21 protein-coding genes and 1 other RNA gene are annotated in these 21,668 nt (G+C 42.1%); 14 read left to right on the plus strand and 8 right to left on the minus strand.

The genetic code is table 11. The annotated features are described in order from the left end of the window. The first annotated feature begins 4 nt into the window (after nucleotides 1-4). Nucleotides 5-262 (plus strand): BolA family protein, encoded by a 258-nt coding sequence (locus NYF15_RS19430; RefSeq protein WP_062568568.1) that lies wholly within the window; start codon nucleotides 5-7, stop codon nucleotides 260-262. Nucleotides 263-277: 15 nt separating this feature from the next. After that, a complete protein-coding gene (murA, locus tag NYF15_RS19435; protein ID WP_062568569.1) occupies nucleotides 278-1,537 on the plus strand; it encodes a UDP-N-acetylglucosamine 1-carboxyvinyltransferase in 1,260 nt (419 codons plus the stop codon). A gap of 54 nt (nucleotides 1,538-1,591) precedes the next feature. Here murA and NYF15_RS19440 read toward each other — a convergent pair whose 3' ends face one another. The 3 genes from NYF15_RS19440 to NYF15_RS19450 all read right to left on the minus strand — a co-directional run bounded on the left by NYF15_RS19440 (nucleotide 1,592) and on the right by NYF15_RS19450 (nucleotide 4,734). Then, nucleotides 1,592-2,674 (minus strand): trypsin-like peptidase domain-containing protein, encoded by a 1,083-nt coding sequence (locus NYF15_RS19440; RefSeq protein WP_130149369.1) that lies wholly within the window; start codon nucleotides 2,672-2,674, stop codon nucleotides 1,592-1,594. Between the two features lie 98 nt (nucleotides 2,675-2,772). Then, complete coding sequence (locus NYF15_RS19445) at nucleotides 2,773-4,125, minus strand: Do family serine endopeptidase (RefSeq protein ID WP_062568571.1); 1,353 nt, start codon at nucleotides 4,123-4,125, stop codon at nucleotides 2,773-2,775. Nucleotides 4,126-4,290: 165 nt separating this feature from the next. Then, on the minus strand, nucleotides 4,291-4,734 hold the full coding sequence (locus tag NYF15_RS19450) for a YhcB family protein (protein WP_062568572.1): 444 nt from the start codon (nucleotides 4,732-4,734) through the stop codon (nucleotides 4,291-4,293). 177 nt (nucleotides 4,735-4,911) lie between these two features. On the opposite strand from NYF15_RS19450, the gene zapE reads away from it, so the two are divergent. The 8 genes from zapE (at nucleotide 4,912) to NYF15_RS19490 (ending at nucleotide 11,465) form a co-directional block, all read left to right on the plus strand. Next, entirely contained in the window at nucleotides 4,912-6,000 is a 1,089-nt protein-coding gene (gene zapE / locus NYF15_RS19455; protein WP_130149370.1) for a cell division protein ZapE, read from the plus strand. A gap of 276 nt (nucleotides 6,001-6,276) precedes the next feature. Beyond that, a complete protein-coding gene (gene rplM, locus NYF15_RS19460) occupies nucleotides 6,277-6,705 on the plus strand; it encodes a 50S ribosomal protein L13 (RefSeq protein WP_062568574.1) in 429 nt (142 codons plus the stop codon). An 8-nt stretch (nucleotides 6,706-6,713) separates the two neighbouring features. Beyond that, nucleotides 6,714-7,106 carry a 30S ribosomal protein S9 gene (gene rpsI / locus NYF15_RS19465; protein WP_095209788.1) on the plus strand — a complete coding sequence of 131 codons (393 nt, stop codon included), beginning with the start codon at nucleotides 6,714-6,716 and terminating at the stop codon, nucleotides 7,104-7,106. Between the two features lie 623 nt (nucleotides 7,107-7,729). Beyond that, nucleotides 7,730-8,320: a ubiquinol-cytochrome c reductase iron-sulfur subunit gene (gene petA, locus NYF15_RS19470; RefSeq protein WP_062568575.1), complete on the plus strand. Its 591-nt coding sequence runs from the start codon at nucleotides 7,730-7,732 to the stop codon at nucleotides 8,318-8,320. Beyond that, nucleotides 8,320-9,585: a cytochrome b N-terminal domain-containing protein gene (locus NYF15_RS19475; protein WP_062568576.1), complete on the plus strand. Its 1,266-nt coding sequence runs from the start codon at nucleotides 8,320-8,322 to the stop codon at nucleotides 9,583-9,585. The genes petA and NYF15_RS19475 overlap by 1 nt, the downstream gene beginning before the upstream one ends. Continuing rightward, nucleotides 9,582-10,319, plus strand: a complete 738-nt coding sequence (locus tag NYF15_RS19480; protein ID WP_062568577.1) for a cytochrome c1 — start codon at nucleotides 9,582-9,584, stop codon at nucleotides 10,317-10,319. Before NYF15_RS19475 ends, NYF15_RS19480 begins: the two co-directional genes overlap by 4 nt. Nucleotides 10,320-10,398: 79 nt before the next feature. Then, nucleotides 10,399-11,025, plus strand: a complete 627-nt coding sequence (sspA, locus tag NYF15_RS19485) for a stringent starvation protein SspA (RefSeq protein ID WP_062568578.1) — start codon at nucleotides 10,399-10,401, stop codon at nucleotides 11,023-11,025. Continuing rightward, nucleotides 11,025-11,465 carry a ClpXP protease specificity-enhancing factor gene (locus NYF15_RS19490; protein WP_062568579.1) on the plus strand — a complete coding sequence of 147 codons (441 nt, stop codon included), beginning with the start codon at nucleotides 11,025-11,027 and terminating at the stop codon, nucleotides 11,463-11,465. Before sspA ends, NYF15_RS19490 begins: the two co-directional genes overlap by 1 nt. Nucleotides 11,466-11,524: 59 nt before the next feature. On the opposite strand, the gene dolP is transcribed toward NYF15_RS19490, so the two are convergent. The 4 genes from dolP to NYF15_RS19510 are packed head-to-tail and all read right to left on the minus strand — an operon-like array spanning nucleotide 11,525 to nucleotide 14,983. Then, nucleotides 11,525-12,091 carry a division/outer membrane stress-associated lipid-binding lipoprotein gene (gene dolP, locus NYF15_RS19495; RefSeq protein ID WP_062568580.1) on the minus strand — a complete coding sequence of 189 codons (567 nt, stop codon included), beginning with the start codon at nucleotides 12,089-12,091 and terminating at the stop codon, nucleotides 11,525-11,527. Further along, on the minus strand, nucleotides 12,084-12,677 hold the full coding sequence (locus tag NYF15_RS19500; RefSeq protein WP_130149371.1) for an SIS domain-containing protein: 594 nt from the start codon (nucleotides 12,675-12,677) through the stop codon (nucleotides 12,084-12,086). Before NYF15_RS19500 ends, dolP begins: the two co-directional genes overlap by 8 nt. A 32-nt stretch (nucleotides 12,678-12,709) precedes the next feature. Further along, nucleotides 12,710-13,081 carry a YraN family protein gene (locus NYF15_RS19505; protein ID WP_237120040.1) on the minus strand — a complete coding sequence of 124 codons (372 nt, stop codon included), beginning with the start codon at nucleotides 13,079-13,081 and terminating at the stop codon, nucleotides 12,710-12,712. A gap of 24 nt (nucleotides 13,082-13,105) precedes the next feature. Beyond that, nucleotides 13,106-14,983 (minus strand): penicillin-binding protein activator, encoded by a 1,878-nt coding sequence (locus NYF15_RS19510; RefSeq protein WP_371354408.1) that lies wholly within the window; start codon nucleotides 14,981-14,983, stop codon nucleotides 13,106-13,108. 61 nt (nucleotides 14,984-15,044) lie between these two features. Between NYF15_RS19510 and rsmI the strand changes: the two genes are divergently transcribed. From rsmI to NYF15_RS19530, 4 genes are all read left to right on the plus strand, one after another. Then, nucleotides 15,045-15,902 (plus strand): 16S rRNA (cytidine(1402)-2'-O)-methyltransferase, encoded by an 858-nt coding sequence (gene rsmI, locus NYF15_RS19515; RefSeq protein ID WP_237120038.1) that lies wholly within the window; start codon nucleotides 15,045-15,047, stop codon nucleotides 15,900-15,902. A 42-nt stretch (nucleotides 15,903-15,944) separates the two neighbouring features. Continuing rightward, nucleotides 15,945-16,310: RNase P RNA component class A (gene rnpB / locus NYF15_RS19520), an RNA gene on the plus strand. A 355-nt stretch (nucleotides 16,311-16,665) separates the two neighbouring features. Further along, nucleotides 16,666-16,908, plus strand: coding sequence for a YdcH family protein (locus tag NYF15_RS19525; RefSeq protein WP_371354409.1), 243 nt, complete (start codon nucleotides 16,666-16,668; stop codon nucleotides 16,906-16,908). 169 nt (nucleotides 16,909-17,077) lie between these two features. Beyond that, a complete protein-coding gene (locus NYF15_RS19530) occupies nucleotides 17,078-19,762 on the plus strand; it encodes a M14 family metallopeptidase (RefSeq protein ID WP_371354410.1) in 2,685 nt (894 codons plus the stop codon). Between the two features lie 28 nt (nucleotides 19,763-19,790). On the opposite strand, the gene NYF15_RS19535 is transcribed toward NYF15_RS19530, so the two are convergent. Continuing rightward, entirely contained in the window at nucleotides 19,791-21,635 is a 1,845-nt protein-coding gene (locus NYF15_RS19535; protein WP_371354411.1) for a metallophosphoesterase, read from the minus strand. Nucleotides 21,636-21,668 lie beyond the last annotated feature (33 nt).

Raw genomic sequence — 21,668 nt, forward strand, 5'->3', positions numbered from 1 at the left:
ATTTATGGAAACAAGCCAAGTCGAAACGTTATTACGCGACGAATTAAAATTAGATGAAGTAATTGTTAAAGCAAACGGTAGCCACTATGAAGTGATTGCTGTTGGTGAGTGTTTTGATGGTTTATCTCGCGTTAAAAAGCAGCAACTGGTATATGCTCCATTAATGGCGACTATCTCAGACGGTACCATCCACGCAGTGTCAATCAAAGCATTTACACCAACAGAGTGGAAACGCGAACAAAAATTTATACTTCCACAATAGTCACAGGACCTCCTCATGGATCAATTTGTTATTCAAGGTGGTACATCACTGGCTGGTGAAGTCACTATCTCTGGCGCTAAAAATGCCGCTCTGCCAATCCTTTTTGCTGCACTGTTAGGACAGGGCAAAAGTACCTTTAGTAATGTTCCTCGCTTGCGCGATATTGGTACCACAGAAGCCTTGTTAAAAACGCTGGGCGCAAATGTCGAGTGGCAACAAGATAAGCTTGTAATTGATGGCGCAACTGTCAATAAGACACTTGCACCTTATGAATTAGTAAAGCAGATGCGTGCCTCGGTGTTAGCTTTAGGGCCGCTGGTTGCGCGTTTTGGCGAAGCTCAAGTTTCATTGCCTGGCGGCTGTGCAATTGGTGCTCGTCCTGTTGATATCCATATTCAGGGTCTTGAGCGCATGGGTGCGGCGATTAAGGTTGAAAACGGTTATATAAATGCCAAAGTTGACGGTCGCTTAAAAGGTGCTGAGATTTTCATGGAAATGGTCAGTGTCGGCGCTACTGAAAACTTATTAATGGCGGCAACGCTGGCTGATGGTAAAACCGTACTTGAGAATGCAGCCCGTGAGCCTGAAATTACCGACCTTGCTAATTGCTTAATCGCAATGGGCGCAAAGATCACTGGGGCAGGTACGAGTCGAATTGAAATTGAAGGCGTTGAGTCGCTTTCTGGCTGTGAATATAGCATATTACCAGATCGTATTGAGACAGGTACTTTCTTGGTTGCTGCGGCAATGGCCGGTGGCGAGGTACTGTGTAAAAATACCCACTACCATAGCCTTGATCCTGTGATTGAAAAACTGCGTGCTACTAATGCATTGGTTGAAGTGACAGATAACAGTATTTACCTAGATATGCGCGGCCGTGATTTAAAAGCCGTGAATATCAAAACCATGCCACACCCAGGTTTTCCAACAGATATGCAAGCACAATTTACCGCACTTAATGTTGTGGCAAAAGGCAGTGCAACAATTACAGAAACGATCTTCGAAAACCGTTTTATGCACGTGCCTGAGTTGCAGCGTATGGGGGCTAATATTCGTTTAGAGGGCAATACAGCGATTTGTGGAGATACTGATAAGTTGTCAGGTGCACAAGTAATGGCAACGGATCTACGCGCTTCAGCGAGCCTTATCTTAACGGGGATTGTAGCGCAAGGTGAGACGATTGTTGATCGTATTTATCACGTTGATCGTGGTTACCAGCGTATTGAGGATAAACTTAGCGCGCTGGGCGCTAATATTAAGCGCCGCTCAAATTAGTTAGAAAACGTTAAGTGTAAAAAGGCCTAATACTAAGTTAGGCCTTTTTTGTGCTTATAATTTGGTTTCGAGTTCAGCAACTGTGACCATGATTTTCAATATTTTACCATCACGGTAGAGCTCAAATTCAATTTCTTTGCCAGGTTCGGTGTTCCCGATTTTTTCGAGAACCTGCTGTGGGTTAGCGACCGATAAGCCGGCGATCTTAATCACAATATCTTGCTCTTTAATACCCGCTTGCCAAGCAGGGCCTAGGGGATCGAGGTTATTGATACGCATTCCAGTGACGGGGGTGTAGCTGTCACTCACATCTTTACCCGTGCTATCAACAGCCGTACCCGTAAAGCCAAGATAGCCTCTGACAACACGACCATGTTTAATCAGCTTGTCCATAATATCCTTTGCCAGTGAGTAGGGCACTGCAAAGAAAATACCTTGTATATCTAAATTTTCACGGGTTTTAAATTGTGCAGAAGTAATACCAACTAAATCACCCCGAGAATTAACTAATGCACCACCCGAGTTACCCACGTTTATCGCAGCGTCCATCTGGAGCAAGTTATTGTAAGGACTATCTGTAATTTTTTGTTTTCCTGTTGCGCTGATAATACCTTGAGTAATTGTTTGCCCTAAATTAAGTGGGTTACCAATCGCTAAAACAACATCACCAACGCGAGGCTTGAAGTCATCATTAATCGGGATAACAGGTAAATGATCAGAATTGATCTTTAATAAGGCCAAGTCTGTGATTGTATCAAAGCCAATTAACTGAACATCATAAAAGCGACGACCATCAGTTAAAATAACAATGATTTGATCGGCATTATTAATGACATGATAATTCGTTAAAATATACCCGTCTTGCGACATGATTACACCAGAGCCAAGCTCTTGAATGGTATTTTGTCGCTTATAACGAGGTTGATTACTGATGCTTTCTGAAAAAATAGTCACTACCGAAGGAGCAGCACGATGGACTGCATCCGCAAAACTCATATGTTGAGTTGATATTGCATCCGGTAGGCTGACATTCGGAAACAGCGCCGCGCGCATCGTAGGACTGAGCAAAACGACTAAAAAGGCAATGCCTAAGCCTGTGAAAAGCGGTGGAAGAATAAATTTTAAAAGTTTAAGCACAGTATTCTTATTATCAGTGAGCAATCCCTTAATGATGGCACAAAAAAAATAACAGCGGCAAGCACCACTGTTATTTTTTCATGATTAATCAATTAAGTTTATTGGATAAGAACAAAAATAAGCTCTCTTCCACGTTTCACGCCAAGGACAATATTGCCTTGAGTGTTTTCAATAATCTTGTGCATATCTCGGATATTCTCAACGCGTTGTCGGTTGACTTGCATGATCACATCTCCCTCTTCCAAGCCTACTCGCGCTGCTGGTGAGCGAGCTTCTACCGAGGTAACCTCTACGCCTTTGCCATCACTTTTTTGCGTGTTTTCAAGTGTTGCGCCTTGGAAAGCTGGGTGAGTTTCTTCGCCAGCGGACACTGAGCTTGCAGCACCATCTAAGGTAACGCTCACTGTTTTAACTTTACCATCGCGATAAATGCCCAGTTTAACTTTTTTACCTTCACCTAGGGTGGCAATCTTACTGCGCAGTTCATGAAAACCACTGATCTCGCTGCCATCAACACTAATAATGACATCACCAGCCTTTATGCCTGCTTTACTTGCTGCGGTATCATCCATTACTTGCATCACATAAGCACCTTGTTTCACATCGAGCTTTTGCGCTTTAGCAAGGCCTGCATCAAGTGGGCGACCTGAAATCCCTAACGAGCCACGTCGCACTTCGCCGTGTTCAATAATTTGATCAACAAGGTTTTTCATCATGGTTGATGGAATAGCAAAGCCAATACCTACGTTACCGCCTGAGGCGCCTAAAATAGCCGTATTGATACCAATTAGTTCACCATTTAGGTTAACTAAGGCGCCGCCAGAGTTACCTTGGTTTATAGCTGCATCGGTTTGAATAAAGTCTTCATAGCCTTCTATATTTAAACCGCTGCGGCCAAGGGCACTGACGATACCTGATGTTACTGTGTGACTTAAACCAAATGGGTTACCAATCGCAACGGCAAAGTCACCCACACGAAGTTTATCTGAATCGGCAATCTTTAGGGCTGTTAAGTCTTCGGCATCAATTTGCAGCAATGCGACATCAGACTCTTTATCACTACCGATTTTTGTTGCTTCATACTCACGACCGTCTTCTAGCGTGACGACCATTTTTTCTGCGTCTTCAATCACATGGTTATTCGTGACAACATAACCCTCTTTCGCATCAATGATTACACCTGACCCAAGACCACTAAACTGGCGTTTTTGGCTACCACCTCGGGGGACACCAAAAAAGTCATCAAAGGGTGTTGCACGGCGGCGTACTTCTTTTGAGCCAGAAACTTGGATACTGACAACCCCAGGGGTGATCTGTTCAAGCATAGGCGCTAAGGTAGGTAACTGTTGACCATTAACTGCAATAGGAAGTTTTGCAGTTGCAATCGCAGGACTTAATAATAAGCTTGACGATAAAAGGGCAGCACTAATAACAGATAATTTCATTTTCATAGTCTGGGTTTACTCCACTTCAGAGATTTCAGAGTTAAAGCAAATGAGGCGTGTTAATTTTTGATGTTAACTCGCCTAAAAGAAAAAGGCTGCGTAAGCAGCCCTTTTCTCGGTTTAGATATAAAGCTGTTATACCTAAAGACTATGGGGTCAAAAAAAAGTTCATCAAGAGGCTTTAGAATGTTCTGAAACTTTATTTTCACCTGCAAACAAACCACTCTCACCAACAACGTAGTCAGCTGGCTGAGCCTCGGCGTTTGAGCGATCGCTGCTGCGATCTTTTAATGAGTTTTGTAACTGCTCAGTGGTTTCTTTCGAAAAGAAAGGCTCTGCAGGGTGCTGCTTCTTATCTGCAAGTAATAACTTATTTGTTTCTTCAACATGATTTAGTAATTGGTCGTAGTTATCCTTCATTTTCGATACAAGCTTACCTGTGCTCGCAAGATGATCAGCAACATCTTGGCGATATTGCTCAAGTGCATTGTTTGCTTGCTCAACTTGCTCTTCTAATTCGTCTTGCTTAAATTGCTTTTTAGTTACAAATGCGCCAATGAAGAATGCCGAGATTGCAACGATGATTAAAATACCTATCCAGGTAATAGTACCCATAAATCTACCCCTTTGGGAAAAATAACAAAAAACTATGCTGTTGAAGCGTTTATAGTCCAATCTATATTAAAAAAAGCTTAATGTGATTGTGAAATCATACTGCGGGTTAATATACCCTGAGATACGATGCGTGTTAATATACTGTGCAAATTTAACTGTGTTTTATTGTAACGACCTATGACTCCTTGGCAAAAATACCAACAAGATTTACAGCGAGAAGACTTTGTACATGATGCAGCGCAAGAAAATGCAGTGCGCCATTTGCAAAGACTCTATGATGACCTAACGGCAGACAAACCCGCCGCGAAGGGCTGGTTTGCCAAACTATTCTCTAAAGATAGCACGGTGAGTATAAAAGGGCTGTATTTTTGGGGCGGAGTAGGCAGAGGTAAGACCTATTTAGTTGATACGTTTTACGAAGCTTTACCCACTGAACGTAAAATGCGTGTGCACTTTCACCGTTTTATGCATCGCGTGCATGATGAGCTGAAAAAGTTAAAAAATACCAGTAACCCATTAAATGTGGTTGCCGATATCTTTAAATCAGAAACAGACATTATCTGTTTCGATGAATTCTTTGTACAAGATATTACCGATGCAATGCTGCTCGGTGGTTTGATGGAAGCATTATTTGAACGTGGCATTGTGCTCGTTGCTACGTCAAATATTGTGCCTGATGAGCTGTATCGTAACGGTTTGCAACGGGCGCGTTTTTTACCAGCGATTGAGTTGGTAAAAGCCAATACTGAAATCGTCAATGTTGATTCTGGCATTGATTATCGATTACGTACACTAGAGCAAGCAGAGATTTTCCATAGCCCGCTTGATAAGCAGGCTGATGAAAATTTATTTGAATATTTCGATAAATTGTCGCCTGAGCCAGGTGTGCTTGATAAGGCAATTGAAATTGAAGGGCGAATGATCAAAACCCGCAAAGTTTCAGACTGTATTGCCATGTTTGAGTTTAGTGAACTGTGCGAAACAGCTCGTAGCCAAGTCGATTATATGGAAATAAGCCGACTTTATAACACGGTGATTTTGTCGAACGTAAAAGCACTTGGTCAGGCTAATGATGATGCCGCACGTCGTTTTATCGCTCTAGTGGATGAATTTTATGAGCGTCACGTAACGCTGATTATTTCCGCTGAAAAGCCAATTACAGAGCTGTATAGTGACGGAAATTTAAATTTTGAATTTAAGCGTTGTATTAGCCGATTACAAGAAATGCAATCGCTCGAATATTTAGCAAAAGAGCATTTGGCATAAAGCTGTTGACGCAATTTCTGTCATTGAAATGTGCCTGACAAGCCTAGCGGCTATGCTTTATTTTTTAGAATAAAAAACGACCATCATATAGCAATGTGGTTTAAGTGCTGGTATACTCCCGCGTCTGCCACGTTGCGTTCTATTGCCTGATATTAGTTTAGCCTCTAATTGATGGCTCAAAGTCTTAAACTCGAAGGGGTTAAAGCATTCAACTTAGAGCGGTAATTAATGATAATTACCTGTGGTTTTAAATAAGAAAACATTGGATTTTAATAAATGAAAACGTTTGTTGCTAAGCCAGAAACAGTAAAACGTGACTGGTACGTAGTTGACGCTGAAGGTAAAACTTTAGGTCGCATCGCTACTGAAATCGCTCGTCGCCTACGCGGTAAGCATAAAGCTGAGTACACTCCTCACGTAGATACTGGTGATTACATCATCGTTATCAACGCAGAGAAGGTTACTGTTACTGGTAATAAAGCAAAAGACAAAATGTACCACGCTCATACTGGTTTCCCAGGTGGTCTTAAGTCTACTACTTTCGACAAGCTTCAAGCTGCAAAGCCTGAAATGATTATCGAAAAAGCTGTTAAAGGCATGTTGCCACGTGGTCCTTTAGGCCGCGCAATGTACCGTAAACTTAAAGTTTACGCGGGTACTGAGCACAACCATGCTGCACAACAGCCTCAGGTTCTAGACATTTAAGGAGCACTATCATGGCAAATCAATACTACGGTACAGGTCGTCGTAAAAGTTCAAGTGCTCGCGTATTCTTACGCCCAGGCACTGGTAACATCGTAATCAACAAGCGCTCTCTAGAAGAGTACTTTGGTCGTGAGACTGCTCGCATGGTTGTTCGTCAAGCATTAGAGCACGTAGAAATGACTGAAAAGTTTGACCTACACATCACTGTTTCAGGTGGTGGTACTACTGGTCAAGCTGGTGCTATCCGTCACGGTATCACTCGTGCACTTATGGAGTTTGACGAGTCACTACGTCCTACACTTCGTAAAGCAGGTTTCGTTACACGTGATGCACGTAAAGTTGAGCGTAAGAAAGTGGGTCTTAAGAAAGCACGTAAGCGTCCACAATTCTCAAAACGTTAATATTTACGTTTATCAGAATACCAAAAACCCAGCTTCGGCTGGGTTTTTTGTTTTCGTGCAAAAGCGTATTGATTCACTCAGCCGCCACGGTTAACTCACAAACTATATTCTTATTCCTCACTTGATATGGATGGCTCTCAATTCGTAATGTAGAAGAACAAAATCAAGCATGCTTTGCGTACAGATGTTTCATTTTTTTCGCTCGATATTTAACCGCTCTTAGTAATTCCTACGTATTACAGTAAAAAAACTTCATGATTTGGCAAAATTAGCTTAAATCCATCAGTTAATTGATGAATTTTTTTGCTACAATTGGGGGGCAAGTAATGTGAGTGAGTTCAACAACAGCTAATACAGAATTCTGTTTCCTCTTAGTGAGGTTGATCTTGGTCAGTATATTGTTTTTTTATATGCGTTATCATAAATAGCGGCTTCATACTCGAGCTAACCCAAATTAATAAGGTATTAAAACGGGTTTATTCAAGCATGAGACTGTGAATAACCTTGTTTTAATCAAGGCTTTTAATTATGATCGCGTCTATTTTGAAATTTCTAAAAATTAACCTGCTGTAACTGATGTTCTCAATATGGCAAGTGTTGGGAATCATAGTGGAGATAAGTGGATGAGCAATGCGCCTGTAGACAATGGCCGACGTCGCTTTTTAACCATAGCTACCTCTGTTGTTGGTGGTGTTGGTGCGGCTGGGGCTGCTGTTCCTTTTATTGCGTCTTGGAATCCAAGTGAGCGAGCTAAATCTGCGGGTGCGCCTGTAGAAGTAGATATCAGCAAGCTTGAGTCAGGACAATTAATACGTGTCGAGTGGCGTGGTAAGCCTGTATGGGTTATATCACGTACCCCGAGAATGCTTGAACAGATGAAAGAGCATGAAGGTCAACTTCGTGATCCTGCATCTGAAGAGCCTCAACAACCTGAATCATCAACCAATGAATACCGTTCACAACGACCAGAGATTTTCGTTGCTGTTGGTATTTGTACACACTTAGGTTGTTCTCCGAGCTTCTTACAAGGTGGCTTTGGTGAAAAAGTAGAGGGCACAGATGACGGTTTCTTCTGTCCGTGTCACGGTTCTAAATTTGATATGGCTGGTCGTGTATTCCAATCTGTACCTGCGCCATTAAATTTAGAAATCCCTCCGTATACCTTCATTGATGATACGACTATCTTAGTCGGTGAAGAAGAAGGAGTGGCATAATGTTTGGAAAAATTATTGGCTGGATCGACGATCGCATTCCAATGACACGTGTTTGGAACATGCATATTGCACAGTATCCTGCACCAAAAAACTTTAACTTCTGGTACTTCTTTGGCTCATTAGCCATGTTAGTACTTGTTAACCAAATCGTAACGGGTATCTGGTTAACAATGAACTTCGTACCGTCTGCTGAGGGTGCTTTCGCATCGGTAGAATACATCATGCGTGATGTTGAATACGGCTGGCTACTTCGTTACCTTCACTCAACAGGTGCATCAGCGTTCTTTATCGTTGTTTATTTGCACATGTTCCGTGGCATGATCTACGGCTCTTACCAAAAACCACGTGAGTTACTGTGGTTATTCGGTATGTTCATCTTCTTAGCACTTATGGCTGAAGCTTTCATGGGTTACTTACTTCCTTGGGGACAAATGTCTTTCTGGGGGGCACAGGTAATCATTTCACTATTCGGTGCGATTCCGGTTATTGGTGATGACTTAACGCTTTGGATCCGTGGTGACTACGTAATCTCTGGTGCAACGCTTAACCGCTTCTTCGCACTTCACGTAATTGCGTTACCTTTAGTTATCGTTATTTTAGTATTCTTACACATTGTTGCACTTCACGAAGTGGGTTCAAACAACCCAGATGGTGTTGAAATCAAGCGTAAGAAAGGTTCTGTTGCTGAAGAAGATAAACCTAAATTCAAATTCCACGAGTATTACACCAACAAGAAAGACATTGTTGATGCAATCCCGTTCCACCCTTACTACACAGTGAAAGATATTGTGGGTGTGGTTGGTTTCTTAATCTTATTCTGTTGGGTTGTATTCTTTATGCCAGCGATGAATGGTTTCTTCTTAGAAGCGCCAAACTTCGAAGCTGCGAACCCACTGAAAACACCTGAGCACATTTTCCCTGTTTGGTACTTCACGCCATTCTATGCGATTCTGCGTGCTATCCCAGATAAACTAATTGGTGTTATCGCGATGGGTGCATCTATCGTAGTGCTTGCGTTACTACCTTGGATTGACCGTGGTTCGGTTCGCTCTATTCGTTATCGTTGTGGCTTACACAAGTTAAACATTGCTCAATTCGTGGTAACTTTCATTATCTTGGGTTGGGTTGGTGCAACACCACAAACTGATTTCAAAACGCTGTTATCACAAATCACGACTGTGACATACTTCATGTTCTTCGTATTGTTATTTGTTTACAGCAAGAATGAGAAAACTAAGCCATTACCAACGAGGTTGACGAAATGATGAAAAAGCTAATTATCGGTTTATTCGCATTGTTGCCATCGTTGACAATGGCAGCAGGTCCTTCGGTTCCTTTAATGGATGCGAACATTGACCTAAAAGACAATGCGTCTTTACAACGTGGTGCTAAATTGTTCATGAACTACTGTCTTGGTTGTCACCAAATGCAGTATCAGCGTTATGAACGTACGTTCCGCGATATCGGTATTCCTACTGAAATTGGTCAAGAACAACTTATTTTTGACGGTTCAAAAGTAGGTAGCCATATCAAAAACGCGATCGGTAAAGAAGATGCTGCTAAGTGGTTTGGTGCTGCGCCACCAGACTTAACACTTGTAGCACGTGTTCGTGGAACTGACTGGATTTATACATATCTGAAGTCGTTCTATAAAGATGAATCACGTCCGTTTGGCGTAAATAATATTGTTTTCCCATCGGTAGGTATGCCTCATGTTCTTCAAGAGCTACAGGGCTTACCAACACCAATCACTGAAGAAGTCGAAGAACATGGTCATACTGTGACTAAAGTTGTTGGCACTGAAACAGATGGTACCGGTGAAATGAGTGACGATGAGTACGACCGTGCTGCTCGTGACTTAACTAACTTCTTGGCTTATGTTGGCGAACCGTCACGTTTAGAGTCAGAAGCGTTAGGTCTTAAGGTAATTGGTTTCCTAGTGATTCTATTTATCTTGGCATTCATGCTGAAGAAAGAATACTGGAGAGATGTTCACTAATCCTGGGCATGTTGAAAGGTAATTTTGTGATAGGGGCTTAAGCCCCTATTGCTGTTTTTGTAATATAATGGAGGTAGGCATGGCCGTAGCTGCCAATAAGCGCCCTGTAATGACCCTGTTTTCTGGTGCTAACTGTATGTATAGCCATCAAGTACGTATTGTACTTGCTGAAAAAGGTGTAAGTGTTGACATTCACCTGGCTGAAAAGGATAACCTGCCAGAAGCACTTCATGAAATTAACCCTTACGGTACAGTACCCACACTGATCGATCGTGAGCTTGGTTTATATCAGGCAAACATCATCATGGAATACCTTGATGAACGTTTTCCTCATCCTCCACTAATGCCAGTTTATCCGGTTATGCGTGGCCGTAGTCGTCTAATGATGCATCGCATTGATACTGACTGGTATAGCTTAGCTAACAAAATTTCAAGCGGTAGCAGTGAAGCAGCTCAAGCGCGTAAAGAGCTGACAGAAGCATTACTTGCAATTGCTCCTATCTTCTCTGAAGCTCCTTACTTCATGAGTGAAGAGTTCAGCCTAGTTGATTGTTACTTAGCACCACTACTTTGGCGTTTACCAGAACTTGGTATTGAGCTTACTGGTGCAGGCGCGAAAGAGCTTAAAGAATACATGTTGCGTTTATTTGAGCGTGAATCATTCCAAGCTTCACTCACTGAAGCTGAGCGTGAGATCCGTTTATAATGACGCCTAATCGTCCTTATTTACTACGCGCTTTCTTTGATTGGATTGTTGATAATCAATGTACACCACACTTAGTGGTGAATGCTGATTTTCCTGCTGTACAAGTACCAACACAGTTTGTTCAAGACGGCCAGATCGTTTTAAACATTAGCCCATCGGCAGTTACAAATTTTGCTATGGATAACCAACAGCTAAGCTTTAATGCACGCTTTGGTGGACAGCCTATGCAAGTATACGTACCTATGGGCGCTGTACTCGCAATTTACGCACGTGAGAATGGTGAAGGGACTGTATTTACTGCAGAAGAATTCATCGAGGACGAAGAAGAGTTTGCTCCGGTATTAGAAAGTGTTGAAACACCTGACGATATTACGCCAGATGATGAGCCGCCGACTAAACCAGAGAAGAAAAAAGGGTCTCACTTACGAGTGATTAAATAACCTTTCAGACTTACAAAAAACCCGCTTTGAAGCGGGTTTTTTATTATTAGTGGTAAAAGTTATAGGTATTCGAATACTTTAATGACTCGTTCAACACCTGAAACATTACGTGCCACTTCAACGGCTAAATTAGCTTCTGTATTGCTCACTAAGCCCATTAAAAAGACTTCGCCATTCTCTGTGACCACTTTTATATTATTGCTACTGATGTTCTCTGTGGTGAGTAATTGCGTTTTTACTTTTGATGTTAGCCATGAGTCGTGAGTTTGTGTACTCATACCAATATTTGAGCTTATACGAATTTGGTTATGAATTTTACGTATGCCATCCACGCCTTCGATAGCACGTTGTGCTTCGTTTTTCATTTCTTGGTTAGCAACTTGCCCAATCATCAGTACAATGCCATTCACACTGATTACATTTACATTGGCAAATTTGTGCAGGCGCTCATTTTCACTTATAGCAATAGAGCTTTTAATTTCAATGTTGTTGTCATCAATTTGTGAGCCTATTGTACGGCGATCATTGGCTGAGGTGACAGCACCTGCTGTGCCAGCAACGACTGCTGCAGCGCAACCCTGTAGAAGTAATACGGTACTTATGACAATAAGAGACTGTTTAAACATTGTTTTCTTCCTGTGGGAATAAGGTTAAATCAATAAGCTCACCTAGGCAGTGTAAATTAACGAGATGAGATTCAACAATTCGACTTGGGCGTTTTGAAGGGACACGGATCTCTACATCGTTAGGGCCTAATAAACCAACTAACTCTCCGCCATCGTCACCGACTAATACAATGACTTTCATATCGCGAGTTAGCGCAGCCTCTACAGCAGAAATAATTTGCTTCTCATTGCCATTCACTGCAATAGCGAGTAGTAAGTCACCTTCTTGAGCAAAAGCGCGAATTTGTCTCGCAAAAGCTTCATGTTCATCGTTATGATTGCTTTGGCCAAGGTTAACTTGCTCTTGCGCAAGCGCAACAGCGGGTAGGCAAGGGCGTTCAGTTTCATAAAAGTTAATAAGTAAGCCTGCCATATGTTGTGCAAGCATATGACAGTTAGCGGTACCGCAGCAAAGTAACTTATTTCCATTTATAAGACTTTGTGCAATGGTAAATGCTGCAGACTCAAGAGCACTTGGCAAAACTTCACCAGCGGCTATTTGGACTTGAATATTTTCGGTAAAAATCTTTTTAATAGTTTCTTGCATAACCTACCAGTAAGGCTTGTTGGCCTTTGATGTTAATATACATTTCTAAACCAGTTTATTTCACTATCTTGTTCACCTGTTATGGCGACGTAATCAATGCGCATACTCTGGTTGGGTAATTTTTTATCTGCAAGGTAATGGGCGATAGTTCGCCTAAGCCGTTGCTGCTTTTGTTGGCTAAGCGCATAATTTGCGCCACCACGAAGTTTGTTCTTTCTAAACTTCACTTCGACAAATACGAGTGTATTGCCTTCTCGCATAATGAGATCAAGCTCACCATATTGGCATAAGTAATTACACTCAATGGTTTTTAAGCCGTGCTGCTTCAGGTAGCTTTCGGCTTGCTTTTCATAATATAAACCTTTCTCGCGGCTATTTTGCCATAACTCTTTGAACCACGACATGACCTCATCCTTGAATCTTATTGGCTATTCTGCAGAGCTAATTCCTGAAGCTGATTGCATGAATAACGGTATAGGTTGCTCAGTTGCTAAATCAACAGCAATAATTTGTTTATTCTTATATTGCGCCCAATCTAAAGAGCGTGTGACATGGCCATTACTGGCAATGCTCAACTCGCCACTGATGCCATTAAAGCGCTTGCCTGCAACCATACTCAATTGTTTTACGCTTCCCAGCATACTGGTTGCGTCATAGGTCATCGCAAATAAACGCTGGTTAATATCGGCATTTTCAGGCCAAAGGCTCTCATATTGCTGACGTAAGTTATGTTGCTTTATTTGACCTTCGAGCATCCAAGGGAGTTCCGTGAAATAAAGGCCATCAAGGTCACCTTTGTCAGTTCTATCTATTTGCTTACTATGGCTTTTTGAACTAGCGTAAAGCGGAATACGTTCAGCAAAAGTACTGACATTAACATCCAAGTAAGGCTTTATTAGGCGTGTCTCGGTTGCATCTCCAAGAATGTAGATAACATCCACATCGCTACGCGATCGCGTTTCGCTCTCAACCTCTTGCCTAAATAATGACTTAACGACTTTAATGCGCTCTTTACTTTGGTCTACCTCTAATAAGCCTGTAATAGTTTTAGGCATATCATCTTTACTAGCGTAGAAGCCAACTTGTGGTTTAACCTCACTATAGCGTTGCCATTGCGTATTGAAGTATTCAACTAAGCGTTGGCCATTACTATTATTTGGTGCCAGCAGCATTGGCTTTTGGTAACCCGCAGTTAAAAAACGCTCAAGTGCTTGTTGCACTTCATGTTCCGGGTTTAAAGCAAAGAAAAAGTGCTGTTGAGAAACTCGTTCACCATCAAACGTATTTAGGTGCATAACAGGGTAATCAATAAGTGTTTGCGCTGTACTTAATTTTTCAATATTGCTTTTGAGTAAAGGGCCAATAACAAAATCAGCTTTAAATTCACTGAGTTTTAGGGCAATTTCTGCCGCTGACAGCGATTCGTCTATAAATAAGGTTTCTTCTAGCGGATTGTTATCAAGTGCAGCGAGTACACCAGCTTTGAGTGCATCGCCTAAACGTTCATTCGCACCTGACTGTGGAATGAGTACAGCAAGGCGATTAACCGTTAGTGGCTCGACTTCAATTAGTTCGGTCACTTTTTTTGGTAGCACCTCAGCAGCAGGGTGCCCTGGGTAGCGTCTCATCCAATTATTCATTGCTTGGTGCAGCTCGACAGGCGCGCCTAAGTATACTTGATGATAAAGCGCTAAATTAACCCAACCTTGTTGCACAACAGAACCGCGGTTAAAGCGCTCTAGTGCATACGATGAAAGCTGAGTAAGGCTATGCCATAAATCCTGATTTAAATTTGCAACGCTAAAGTTGTTATCATTACTAATTGTTGAAGCCGCAAAATAATAGGGCATGGCTTGTTTTGGCAAACCTTGTGATGCGTAAACTCGACCCGTTAAATACTGATGCCAAGCCTTATGTTCAGGCAGATTCAGCTCAGGCTCAAGTACTCGTAGTTGCTCAAGTGCAAGATCGCTTTTACCTTGCTGCTCTTGTGCTAACGCAATGTAAAGCTTGTTTTGAATTTGGTCTACGCTGGGAGTTGCTTCAAGCTCTAAACAGATATTCTCTAAAAGAGACCAACGCTCTTCACTAATCGCTGCATCTCGGGCTGTATAAAGTAGTTGGATTTTATCAGCACCTTGGCGATTAAGTGCCGTTTGATACATAGATTGTGCGTCGGTTAATTGTGACAGAGCACTACTCGATTGGCTCGATGGATTTTCTGTACTATTTGATGGTTTTTCGGTTGTGCTACAAGCCGATAACCCTGACAATACAATTAATAGACTAACAAGTTTAAGTCGCACAATGATTTCCCAATACGTTAACGCGATTTGCTTATATTACTGACTGACGCAGGAGACCTCAATGTTAAATGAGGACAATTCAGATAAAATCGGCACTCTTTACATTGTTGCCACGCCTATTGGTAACTTTGATGACATTAGCCAGCGTGCCATTCAAACCCTATCTGAGGTTGACTTAATAGCCGCTGAAGATACTCGCCATACGGGGAAGTTGTTAAGTCACTTTAATATCAAAGCAAAAACTTTTGCTTTACATGATCACAACGAAAAACAAAAAGCGCAGCAAATAGTTGACTGGCTTGAGCAGGGAATGAACATTGCCTTGGTATCAGATGCCGGCACACCATTAATTAGTGACCCAGGTTATGCGGTTGTTAATTTATGTCGTGAACAAGGCGCACATGTAACGCCTGTGCCAGGTGCCTGTGCTGCGATCACTGCGGTATGCTGCTCAGGCTTACCAACTGACCGTTTTCAGTTTATTGGTTTTACGCCAGCAAAAAGTAAAGCCAGACAAACTTTTTTTATTGAAGCGGTAAACTCAGGTATAACCAGCATCATGTATGAAAGTACTCACCGCATTATGGCAAGTCTTGATGATTTAGAAGAGGCGCTCGGCTCAGAGCAGCCTGTGGTGTTTGCGAAAGAGCTAACAAAAACCTTCGAAACCTTCTTTAATGGCAGTGTTGCTGAGCTAAAGCAGTTTTTAACAGATGATCCAACTAAGCAGCGCGGCGAAATTGTGCTTATGCTCCCAGGTAAGGTAAAGCAAAGTGATGATATTCCAGAAGATGCGCGCCGTATGCTTGGTTTACTCGAAGCCGAAATGCCACTGAAAAAAGCTTGTGGTGTTGTAGCTGAGTATTTTGGTTTGAAGAAAAACGCACTTTATAAAGCAATTATTGACGAAAAAGACTAATTCTTTACTGCATAGACGTGCGCGCTCAGGTATACTGCGCGCCGAGTCAGCCGAGATAATCGCTGCCTGCAACGAAAATGCGCAGGGGGAGGAAAGTCCGGGCTCCACAGGGCAGGGTGCCAGCTAACGGCTGGGGGGCGCGAGCCTACGACAAGTGCAGCAGAGAGGAGACCGCCAACTTCGGTTGGTAAGGGTGAAAGGGTGCGGTAAGAGCGCACCGGGCCACTGGTAACAGTTGGTTGCAAGGTAAACTCCACTCGGAGCAAGACCAAATAGGGTTCTATCATTTTAAATAATGAACGCGTGGCCCACGTGAGAACCGGGTAGGTTGCTTGAGCCATAGAGCAATTTATGGCCTAGACGAATGATTATCCATGACAGAACCCGGCTTATTGGCTGACTCACCAAATTAGATTAAAGCCCCGCAGCGATGCGGGGCTTTTTGTTTTTTTGGGGGGAGAAAATCCACTCCGCGCATACAAAACAGCGGCTTATTGGCTGACTCTCCAAATTAGATTAAAGCCCGTAGTGAATGCTACTGGCTTTTTGCTTTTTTAATGCCACTTGCTGACTCATTAACTAACACAAGAGCCTCGGTATATGTCGAGGTTTTTAGCTTTCTAAATCACAAGCAATTTTTAACCAGGTACTATCATTCCCTAATCGCCACCATTATTGATCTCGGACAAGGTTGCGACGTTGACTCTATTTTGCACAATGTTACAGTGAATTTGAAATCTAATTCTAGTCAAAGGAGTTGCCCATGCTAGGCGAAAAACACTCGTTATTGAATGAATTCCCAGAGTTTAATGAATTAATCCACAACCTTGCTAAAAGTGATGCGCACTTTAAAAATACCATGCAGCGATATGATGATATGGATAAAGAAATTAGAGAACTTGAGCTCAATAGTTCTCCGATCGATGACAGTGAAATGCATGAAAAGAAACATCAAAGAGCGGCGCTGAAAGATGAGCTGTATGATTTCTTGAAGACCAAAGCATAAAATCAAATCACACCTAATGCCCCTTGCACTTATGACTCTCGCTGACAAGGGGTGTTATTTCCAGTTAACCCTAATTTAGGCCTTTCTAACGCTTTTAATTCCCTTATTTTCAATAGTTTTATATGTTGGTAACTAGTTTATTTACGTTTTTTTAATGGGTGGAATTCATATGTTAGCAAAGGGAGCAATCAAAGCAGTCTCAATGTGCATGATGGCAATGTCTGTCAGTTTTAGTGCCACTGCAAGTATTAACAATACCGAAGTGATGTGGCCTGGTACTGTTTACAATACTGATATACCTACGTTTAAGCAGGTTCTTGGTTATGATGTAGGTGAGCGTATTACTAATTACAACGATATGCGCCGTTACCTCAGTGCCCTTGAAAAGGCGGCACCTAATCGTATTAAAGTGTTTAAGTACGCAAATAGCTGGGAAGGGCGTGAGCTGGTTTATGCGGTGGTTGGCACCGCTGAGCATATTAGTTCATTAGAAACCCTTTCGAATAACACACAAGCCTTGGCTGATCCGCGAATTACTTCTGAAAAAGAAGCTAAGTCGCTGATTAAAAACTTACCGACATCAGTGTGGCTTCAGTATGCGGTACATGGGAATGAAATTAGCTCAACCGATGCCGCATTATTTACAGCGTATCATTTACTAGCAGCTCCTAGTGATGCTGTTAACAGCAAAATTTTAGACAATACAGTGGTCTTTATCGACCCATTACAAAACCCAGATGGTCGTGAGCGATTTGTTACTCGTTACTATGCAACCGTCGGTCTTGAGCACAGTGCCGATCGCTTAAGTGCAGAGCATAATGAGCCGTGGCCAAGAGGGCGAACAAACCATTATTTGTTTGATATGAACCGTGATTGGTTAGCACTTACTCAGCCTGAAACAAAGGGAAGAGTGGCTGCAATCAATAAATATAAACCACAAGTGGTGGTTGATATTCATGAAATGGGCGGCGATCAATCTTACTACTTTGCACCAGCTGCTCAGCCATTTAACCCACATATGACAAAAACACAAATCGCCAACATGGATGCGATTGGCCAAAATCATGCAAAGTATTTTGATGAGTTTGGTTTTGATTATTTTACCCGTGAAATTTTTGATGCCTTTTACCCAGGCTACGGCGATAGCTGGCCAGTATTTTATGGGGCGTCTGCATCAACATATGAAGTAGGCTCAGCTCGTGGTCATGTGTTTGAGAAAAACACCGGTGAACTACTCACTTATTTTAATACCGTAAAACGTCAGTTTGTAGCGTCAATTTCAACCGCCGAAGGGGCTGCCAATCAACGTGAAAAATTACTGAGCGATTTTTATCAATATCAAGTTGATGCGATTGATTCGGGTAAAGATAGCAAAGAGCGTGTTTATATTTTACCTAAACAAAGTAATCGTGAAGGCGCTCACAGACTAGCAACGTTAATGGCTGAACATGGTGTTGAAGTTAAACAAGCAACTGAAGAGTTCAAAGTATGTGGCGTTAAGTATAAAGCGGGTAGCTATTTTATTGATACCGCACAGCCGCGTGGTGTATTTGTGCGCACCACGTTTACAGACCAAGTTGATATGGCTGAGGCATTCGTAAAAGAGCAAGAAAGACGCCGTGCTCGTAACCTTGACGATGAAATATACGATGTCACAGGTTGGTCACTGCCGATGATGTTTAATGTTGATAGCGATAGTTGTGATCGCACTGTTAGCGCAGAAAGCAAAGCGGTTCAGGCCGACGACACACTACTTGGCAAAGTAAATAACCCCGAAGCTTCTGTGGCTTATATCGTTGCTTGGGGTGATACGGCCGCAGCACGCTTTTTAACAGCAGCATTGCAAGCAGGCATTAAACTGAAAAGTGCTGACCAAGCATTTGTATTAGGTGATAAAACTAAGTACCCAGCGGGTAGTTTAGTAATCGAAAAGCGTTTAAATGACAAAGAACTACTTGCTAAAATTAGCAAAATCGCCGAGCAAACAGGTGCAATAGTTGATGGTGTTGATTCAAGTTGGGTGATTGAAGGTCCAAGCTTTGGTAGTAACAAAACAGTGCCCATGGTGGCGCCAAAAGTGGCGATGGCATGGGATGCACCCACCAGTGAGCTAAGTGCCGGTAACACCCGTTTTGTTATCGAAAGGCAGCTAGGTTACCCCGTTACGGCGATTCGTACGCCAATGCTTGCATGGGCTGATTTAAGTGATTACCAAGTGCTTATTTTACCGGAAGGTGATTACGAGCAAGTGCTCGGTAAATCAGGCGCGGCTAATTTAAAAAGCTGGGTTGAAGCAGGTGGCGTGTTGATTGCCCTTGGTAATGCAAACCGCTTTACTAGTAATGCTGATTACGGCTTATTAGAGGTTAAGCGTGAGCAAGCTTACCGAGAAGATAAAGCCGATAGCAGCGATGATAAAAGCAGTAAAGTGGCAGGGCAGTTATTTGCTTCTCGCGATGATTTAAAAGCAGCGAGCATTGAGCCACATACATCGCCAGACTATGTAGCCGGTGTACTTGCTAATGTTGAAGTAGACCAAGAGCATTGGTTAACAGCAGGGGTTGATAAAGACCTTGTTGCGGTGGCTTACGGTAATGATATTTACACGCCAATAAAACTGAACTCAGGTAAAAACTTGGCGTGGTTTACAGGTAAAGACGATGTTTTGGCAAGTGGTTATCTGTGGCAGCAAAATAAAGCACAGCTTGCGTATAAGCCATTATTAGTTCATCAACCGCAAGGTAAAGGCATGGTGATTGGCTTTACACAATCACCAACCTACCGTGCTTACCTTGAAGGTATGAATGTACTGCTAACTAATACAATTTTCCGCGCTGCAGCCCATACTCAGTAATAGCAAAGAATAATAAAACGGCATCGACTTAGATGCCGTTTTTATTTATGGAATCACAGCTTTTTGCTGGCTTATTAGTTTTTAGATTCAGATCAATGACCAAGCAGCGGTCATTTTCACCTGTAGCTAGTTTTTCAAAAATAGTGAGCGCTTTGCTAAGGCCCACTTGTAGAGTACAAACATCAACTGTTTGCGCTATTTTACTCATTTGTCTTGGTAAGCATTGTCCCATAGCATTTAAATACTGTGCTATCAGCTTATAAGTTTTGAAGTGTTCTTTTGAAATATCTTCAAATGCTAATGAACCTGCATTTCGTAGTAGGTAAAAGTCACGAATAAAATCAAATAAAGTGACTTTACTCAACAAAGCATCTGAAGCTTGCGTTATTGGAGGGGGTGTAGGGCTATCGTAAAGTGTTAATAGCTCCTGGAAGCTATATGAGAGTAGCTGGGTTTTAAAACTGTCAGGCCACTCTTTAGGTATAAATCGCCATTTTGCGAGTCCGGCTAGGTGTTGCAAAGTAAATTGTTGATAGTTTTCGCTGCCTAGAATATCCGCAAGCCATTTCTCATCAGGATTATGTTCAGCTAAGTAACTGTATTCCTTTTCATAAGCTGGAAATAATGTATCAAAGTTAGCAATAGAATCAAGTAAAACCGTATCTACTTTCGCTTCTCTCCCTGTAATACTGACAAGCTTGTAAGCAGGGCGGTAAGCGCTTATGGATGGAGCTTGAATATTATAAAGCGTGTTTTTTTTTGCTCGAATTATACTGGTGTCATTCATATGCATATGGCCGCCAATATGCAAACGTAGCCCAGTTTCAGCTAACGCACTTTGCGTCTGATTTGTGGGTTTTCGAGTTAGTTGAAAAGCGTTGTCGCCGAACAAGTCCTTGATTGATTCACTTTGCTGATCGTAAAACTCTCCCATTGGAAAGTGACTAAATGCAACCAGTGTTTTGTGCTGTTCTTTTGCTGCGCTAACAAGCTGTTTTATCCAACTTAATAAGTACGGCTTTTCCGTTAAGACCTTGTTGTATCCTGCATTGCCTGATCCCTTGAAAGTAAGTTGGTTATTCTTAAACTCAGGTAAATAAACATTGGCATCGATAGCTAAAAGCCATAACCCTGCAACAGGTTCAACAAGGTAACTCGTATCAGGGAGCATTACACAGTGCTTATTATCATCAGTGCACTGTTGGTACTGCCGCTCGGATAAAGAGGCGTGATTATTTAAAAAAGGTGTTTGCCATAGCAAGTCTTGGCTCTGTGGCTTTAAACCAAATTCAGACATCGCGTCCATGATTTCTTGATAGCCACCGTGGCTAATAGCATCATCGCAAAACAAGAAATCAGTATGAGGGGTTTTACACATAGCGTGGTCGTTACTAAAAATTGCCACCTCACGGCCTTGCTTATCTAAAAAGTCTGATTTACCAGCAGCACTTCTTATTGGCTTAACAGGATCATGATTGCCTGGAATAGCAAAAAAGCGTATTCCATAGCGTTTGCTGTAATCACTTAAAAGAGTTTTTAATCCCTTTAGGTGAACAGGTTGTCCATCGTCGGTAAAATCCCCTGGTAATGCCACTAATTTCACGCCGCGTGCGGCAATATCATCTAGCGCTGCTATCAGAGCAAAGTAGTTTTCATTAAATAATCGAGTTGAGTGAAGCTGAGATTTCATGCTGCGAATAGAGACAGACTTCGATTGGTTATCGAGCTTAATGCCAGCGAAGCCAGCTTGGCTAAAATCAGCGTAAATATCGTGAAAATGTATATCTGGTATAAAAGCGATTTGCGTGTTTAGCTCTTTGGCATAGAGTTGAAACGTCGCAAAAAGCAGTGAAAGTAGTGCAAATAATCGCATTAATATAGCCTTACTGAAAAAATCGGGGCGCAC

This window comes from Pseudoalteromonas sp. 68 DY56-GL68, assembly GCF_041414825.1.
Lineage (GTDB): Bacteria > Pseudomonadota > Gammaproteobacteria > Enterobacterales > Alteromonadaceae > Pseudoalteromonas.

What these genes read in the sequence shown, in the direction of transcription:
- NYF15_RS19480 (WP_062568577.1), top strand. Translation starts at nt 9,582, where the DNA reads ATGATGAAAAAGCTAATTATCGGTTTATTCGCATTGTTGCCATCGTTG.
- zapE (WP_130149370.1), top strand. Translation starts at nt 4,912, where the DNA reads ATGACTCCTTGGCAAAAATACCAACAAGATTTACAGCGAGAAGACTTT.
- NYF15_RS19505 (WP_237120040.1), bottom strand. Translation starts at nt 13,081, where the DNA reads ATGTCGTGGTTCAAAGAGTTATGGCAAAATAGCCGCGAGAAAGGTTTA.
- NYF15_RS19445 (WP_062568571.1), bottom strand. Translation starts at nt 4,125, where the DNA reads ATGAAAATGAAATTATCTGTTATTAGTGCTGCCCTTTTATCGTCAAGC.
- petA (WP_062568575.1), top strand. Translation starts at nt 7,730, where the DNA reads ATGAGCAATGCGCCTGTAGACAATGGCCGACGTCGCTTTTTAACCATA.
- murA (WP_062568569.1), top strand. Translation starts at nt 278, where the DNA reads ATGGATCAATTTGTTATTCAAGGTGGTACATCACTGGCTGGTGAAGTC.
- sspA (WP_062568578.1), top strand. Translation starts at nt 10,399, where the DNA reads ATGGCCGTAGCTGCCAATAAGCGCCCTGTAATGACCCTGTTTTCTGGT.
- NYF15_RS19490 (WP_062568579.1), top strand. Translation starts at nt 11,025, where the DNA reads ATGACGCCTAATCGTCCTTATTTACTACGCGCTTTCTTTGATTGGATT.
- rsmI (WP_237120038.1), top strand. Translation starts at nt 15,045, where the DNA reads ATGTTAAATGAGGACAATTCAGATAAAATCGGCACTCTTTACATTGTT.
- NYF15_RS19500 (WP_130149371.1), bottom strand. Translation starts at nt 12,677, where the DNA reads ATGCAAGAAACTATTAAAAAGATTTTTACCGAAAATATTCAAGTCCAA.
- NYF15_RS19525 (WP_371354409.1), top strand. Translation starts at nt 16,666, where the DNA reads ATGCTAGGCGAAAAACACTCGTTATTGAATGAATTCCCAGAGTTTAAT.
- NYF15_RS19450 (WP_062568572.1), bottom strand. Translation starts at nt 4,734, where the DNA reads ATGGGTACTATTACCTGGATAGGTATTTTAATCATCGTTGCAATCTCG.
- NYF15_RS19475 (WP_062568576.1), top strand. Translation starts at nt 8,320, where the DNA reads ATGTTTGGAAAAATTATTGGCTGGATCGACGATCGCATTCCAATGACA.
- dolP (WP_062568580.1), bottom strand. Translation starts at nt 12,091, where the DNA reads ATGTTTAAACAGTCTCTTATTGTCATAAGTACCGTATTACTTCTACAG.
- NYF15_RS19530 (WP_371354410.1), top strand. Translation starts at nt 17,078, where the DNA reads ATGTTAGCAAAGGGAGCAATCAAAGCAGTCTCAATGTGCATGATGGCA.
- rplM (WP_062568574.1), top strand. Translation starts at nt 6,277, where the DNA reads ATGAAAACGTTTGTTGCTAAGCCAGAAACAGTAAAACGTGACTGGTAC.
- NYF15_RS19535 (WP_371354411.1), bottom strand. Translation starts at nt 21,635, where the DNA reads ATGCGATTATTTGCACTACTTTCACTGCTTTTTGCGACGTTTCAACTC.
- NYF15_RS19430 (WP_062568568.1), top strand. Translation starts at nt 5, where the DNA reads ATGGAAACAAGCCAAGTCGAAACGTTATTACGCGACGAATTAAAATTA.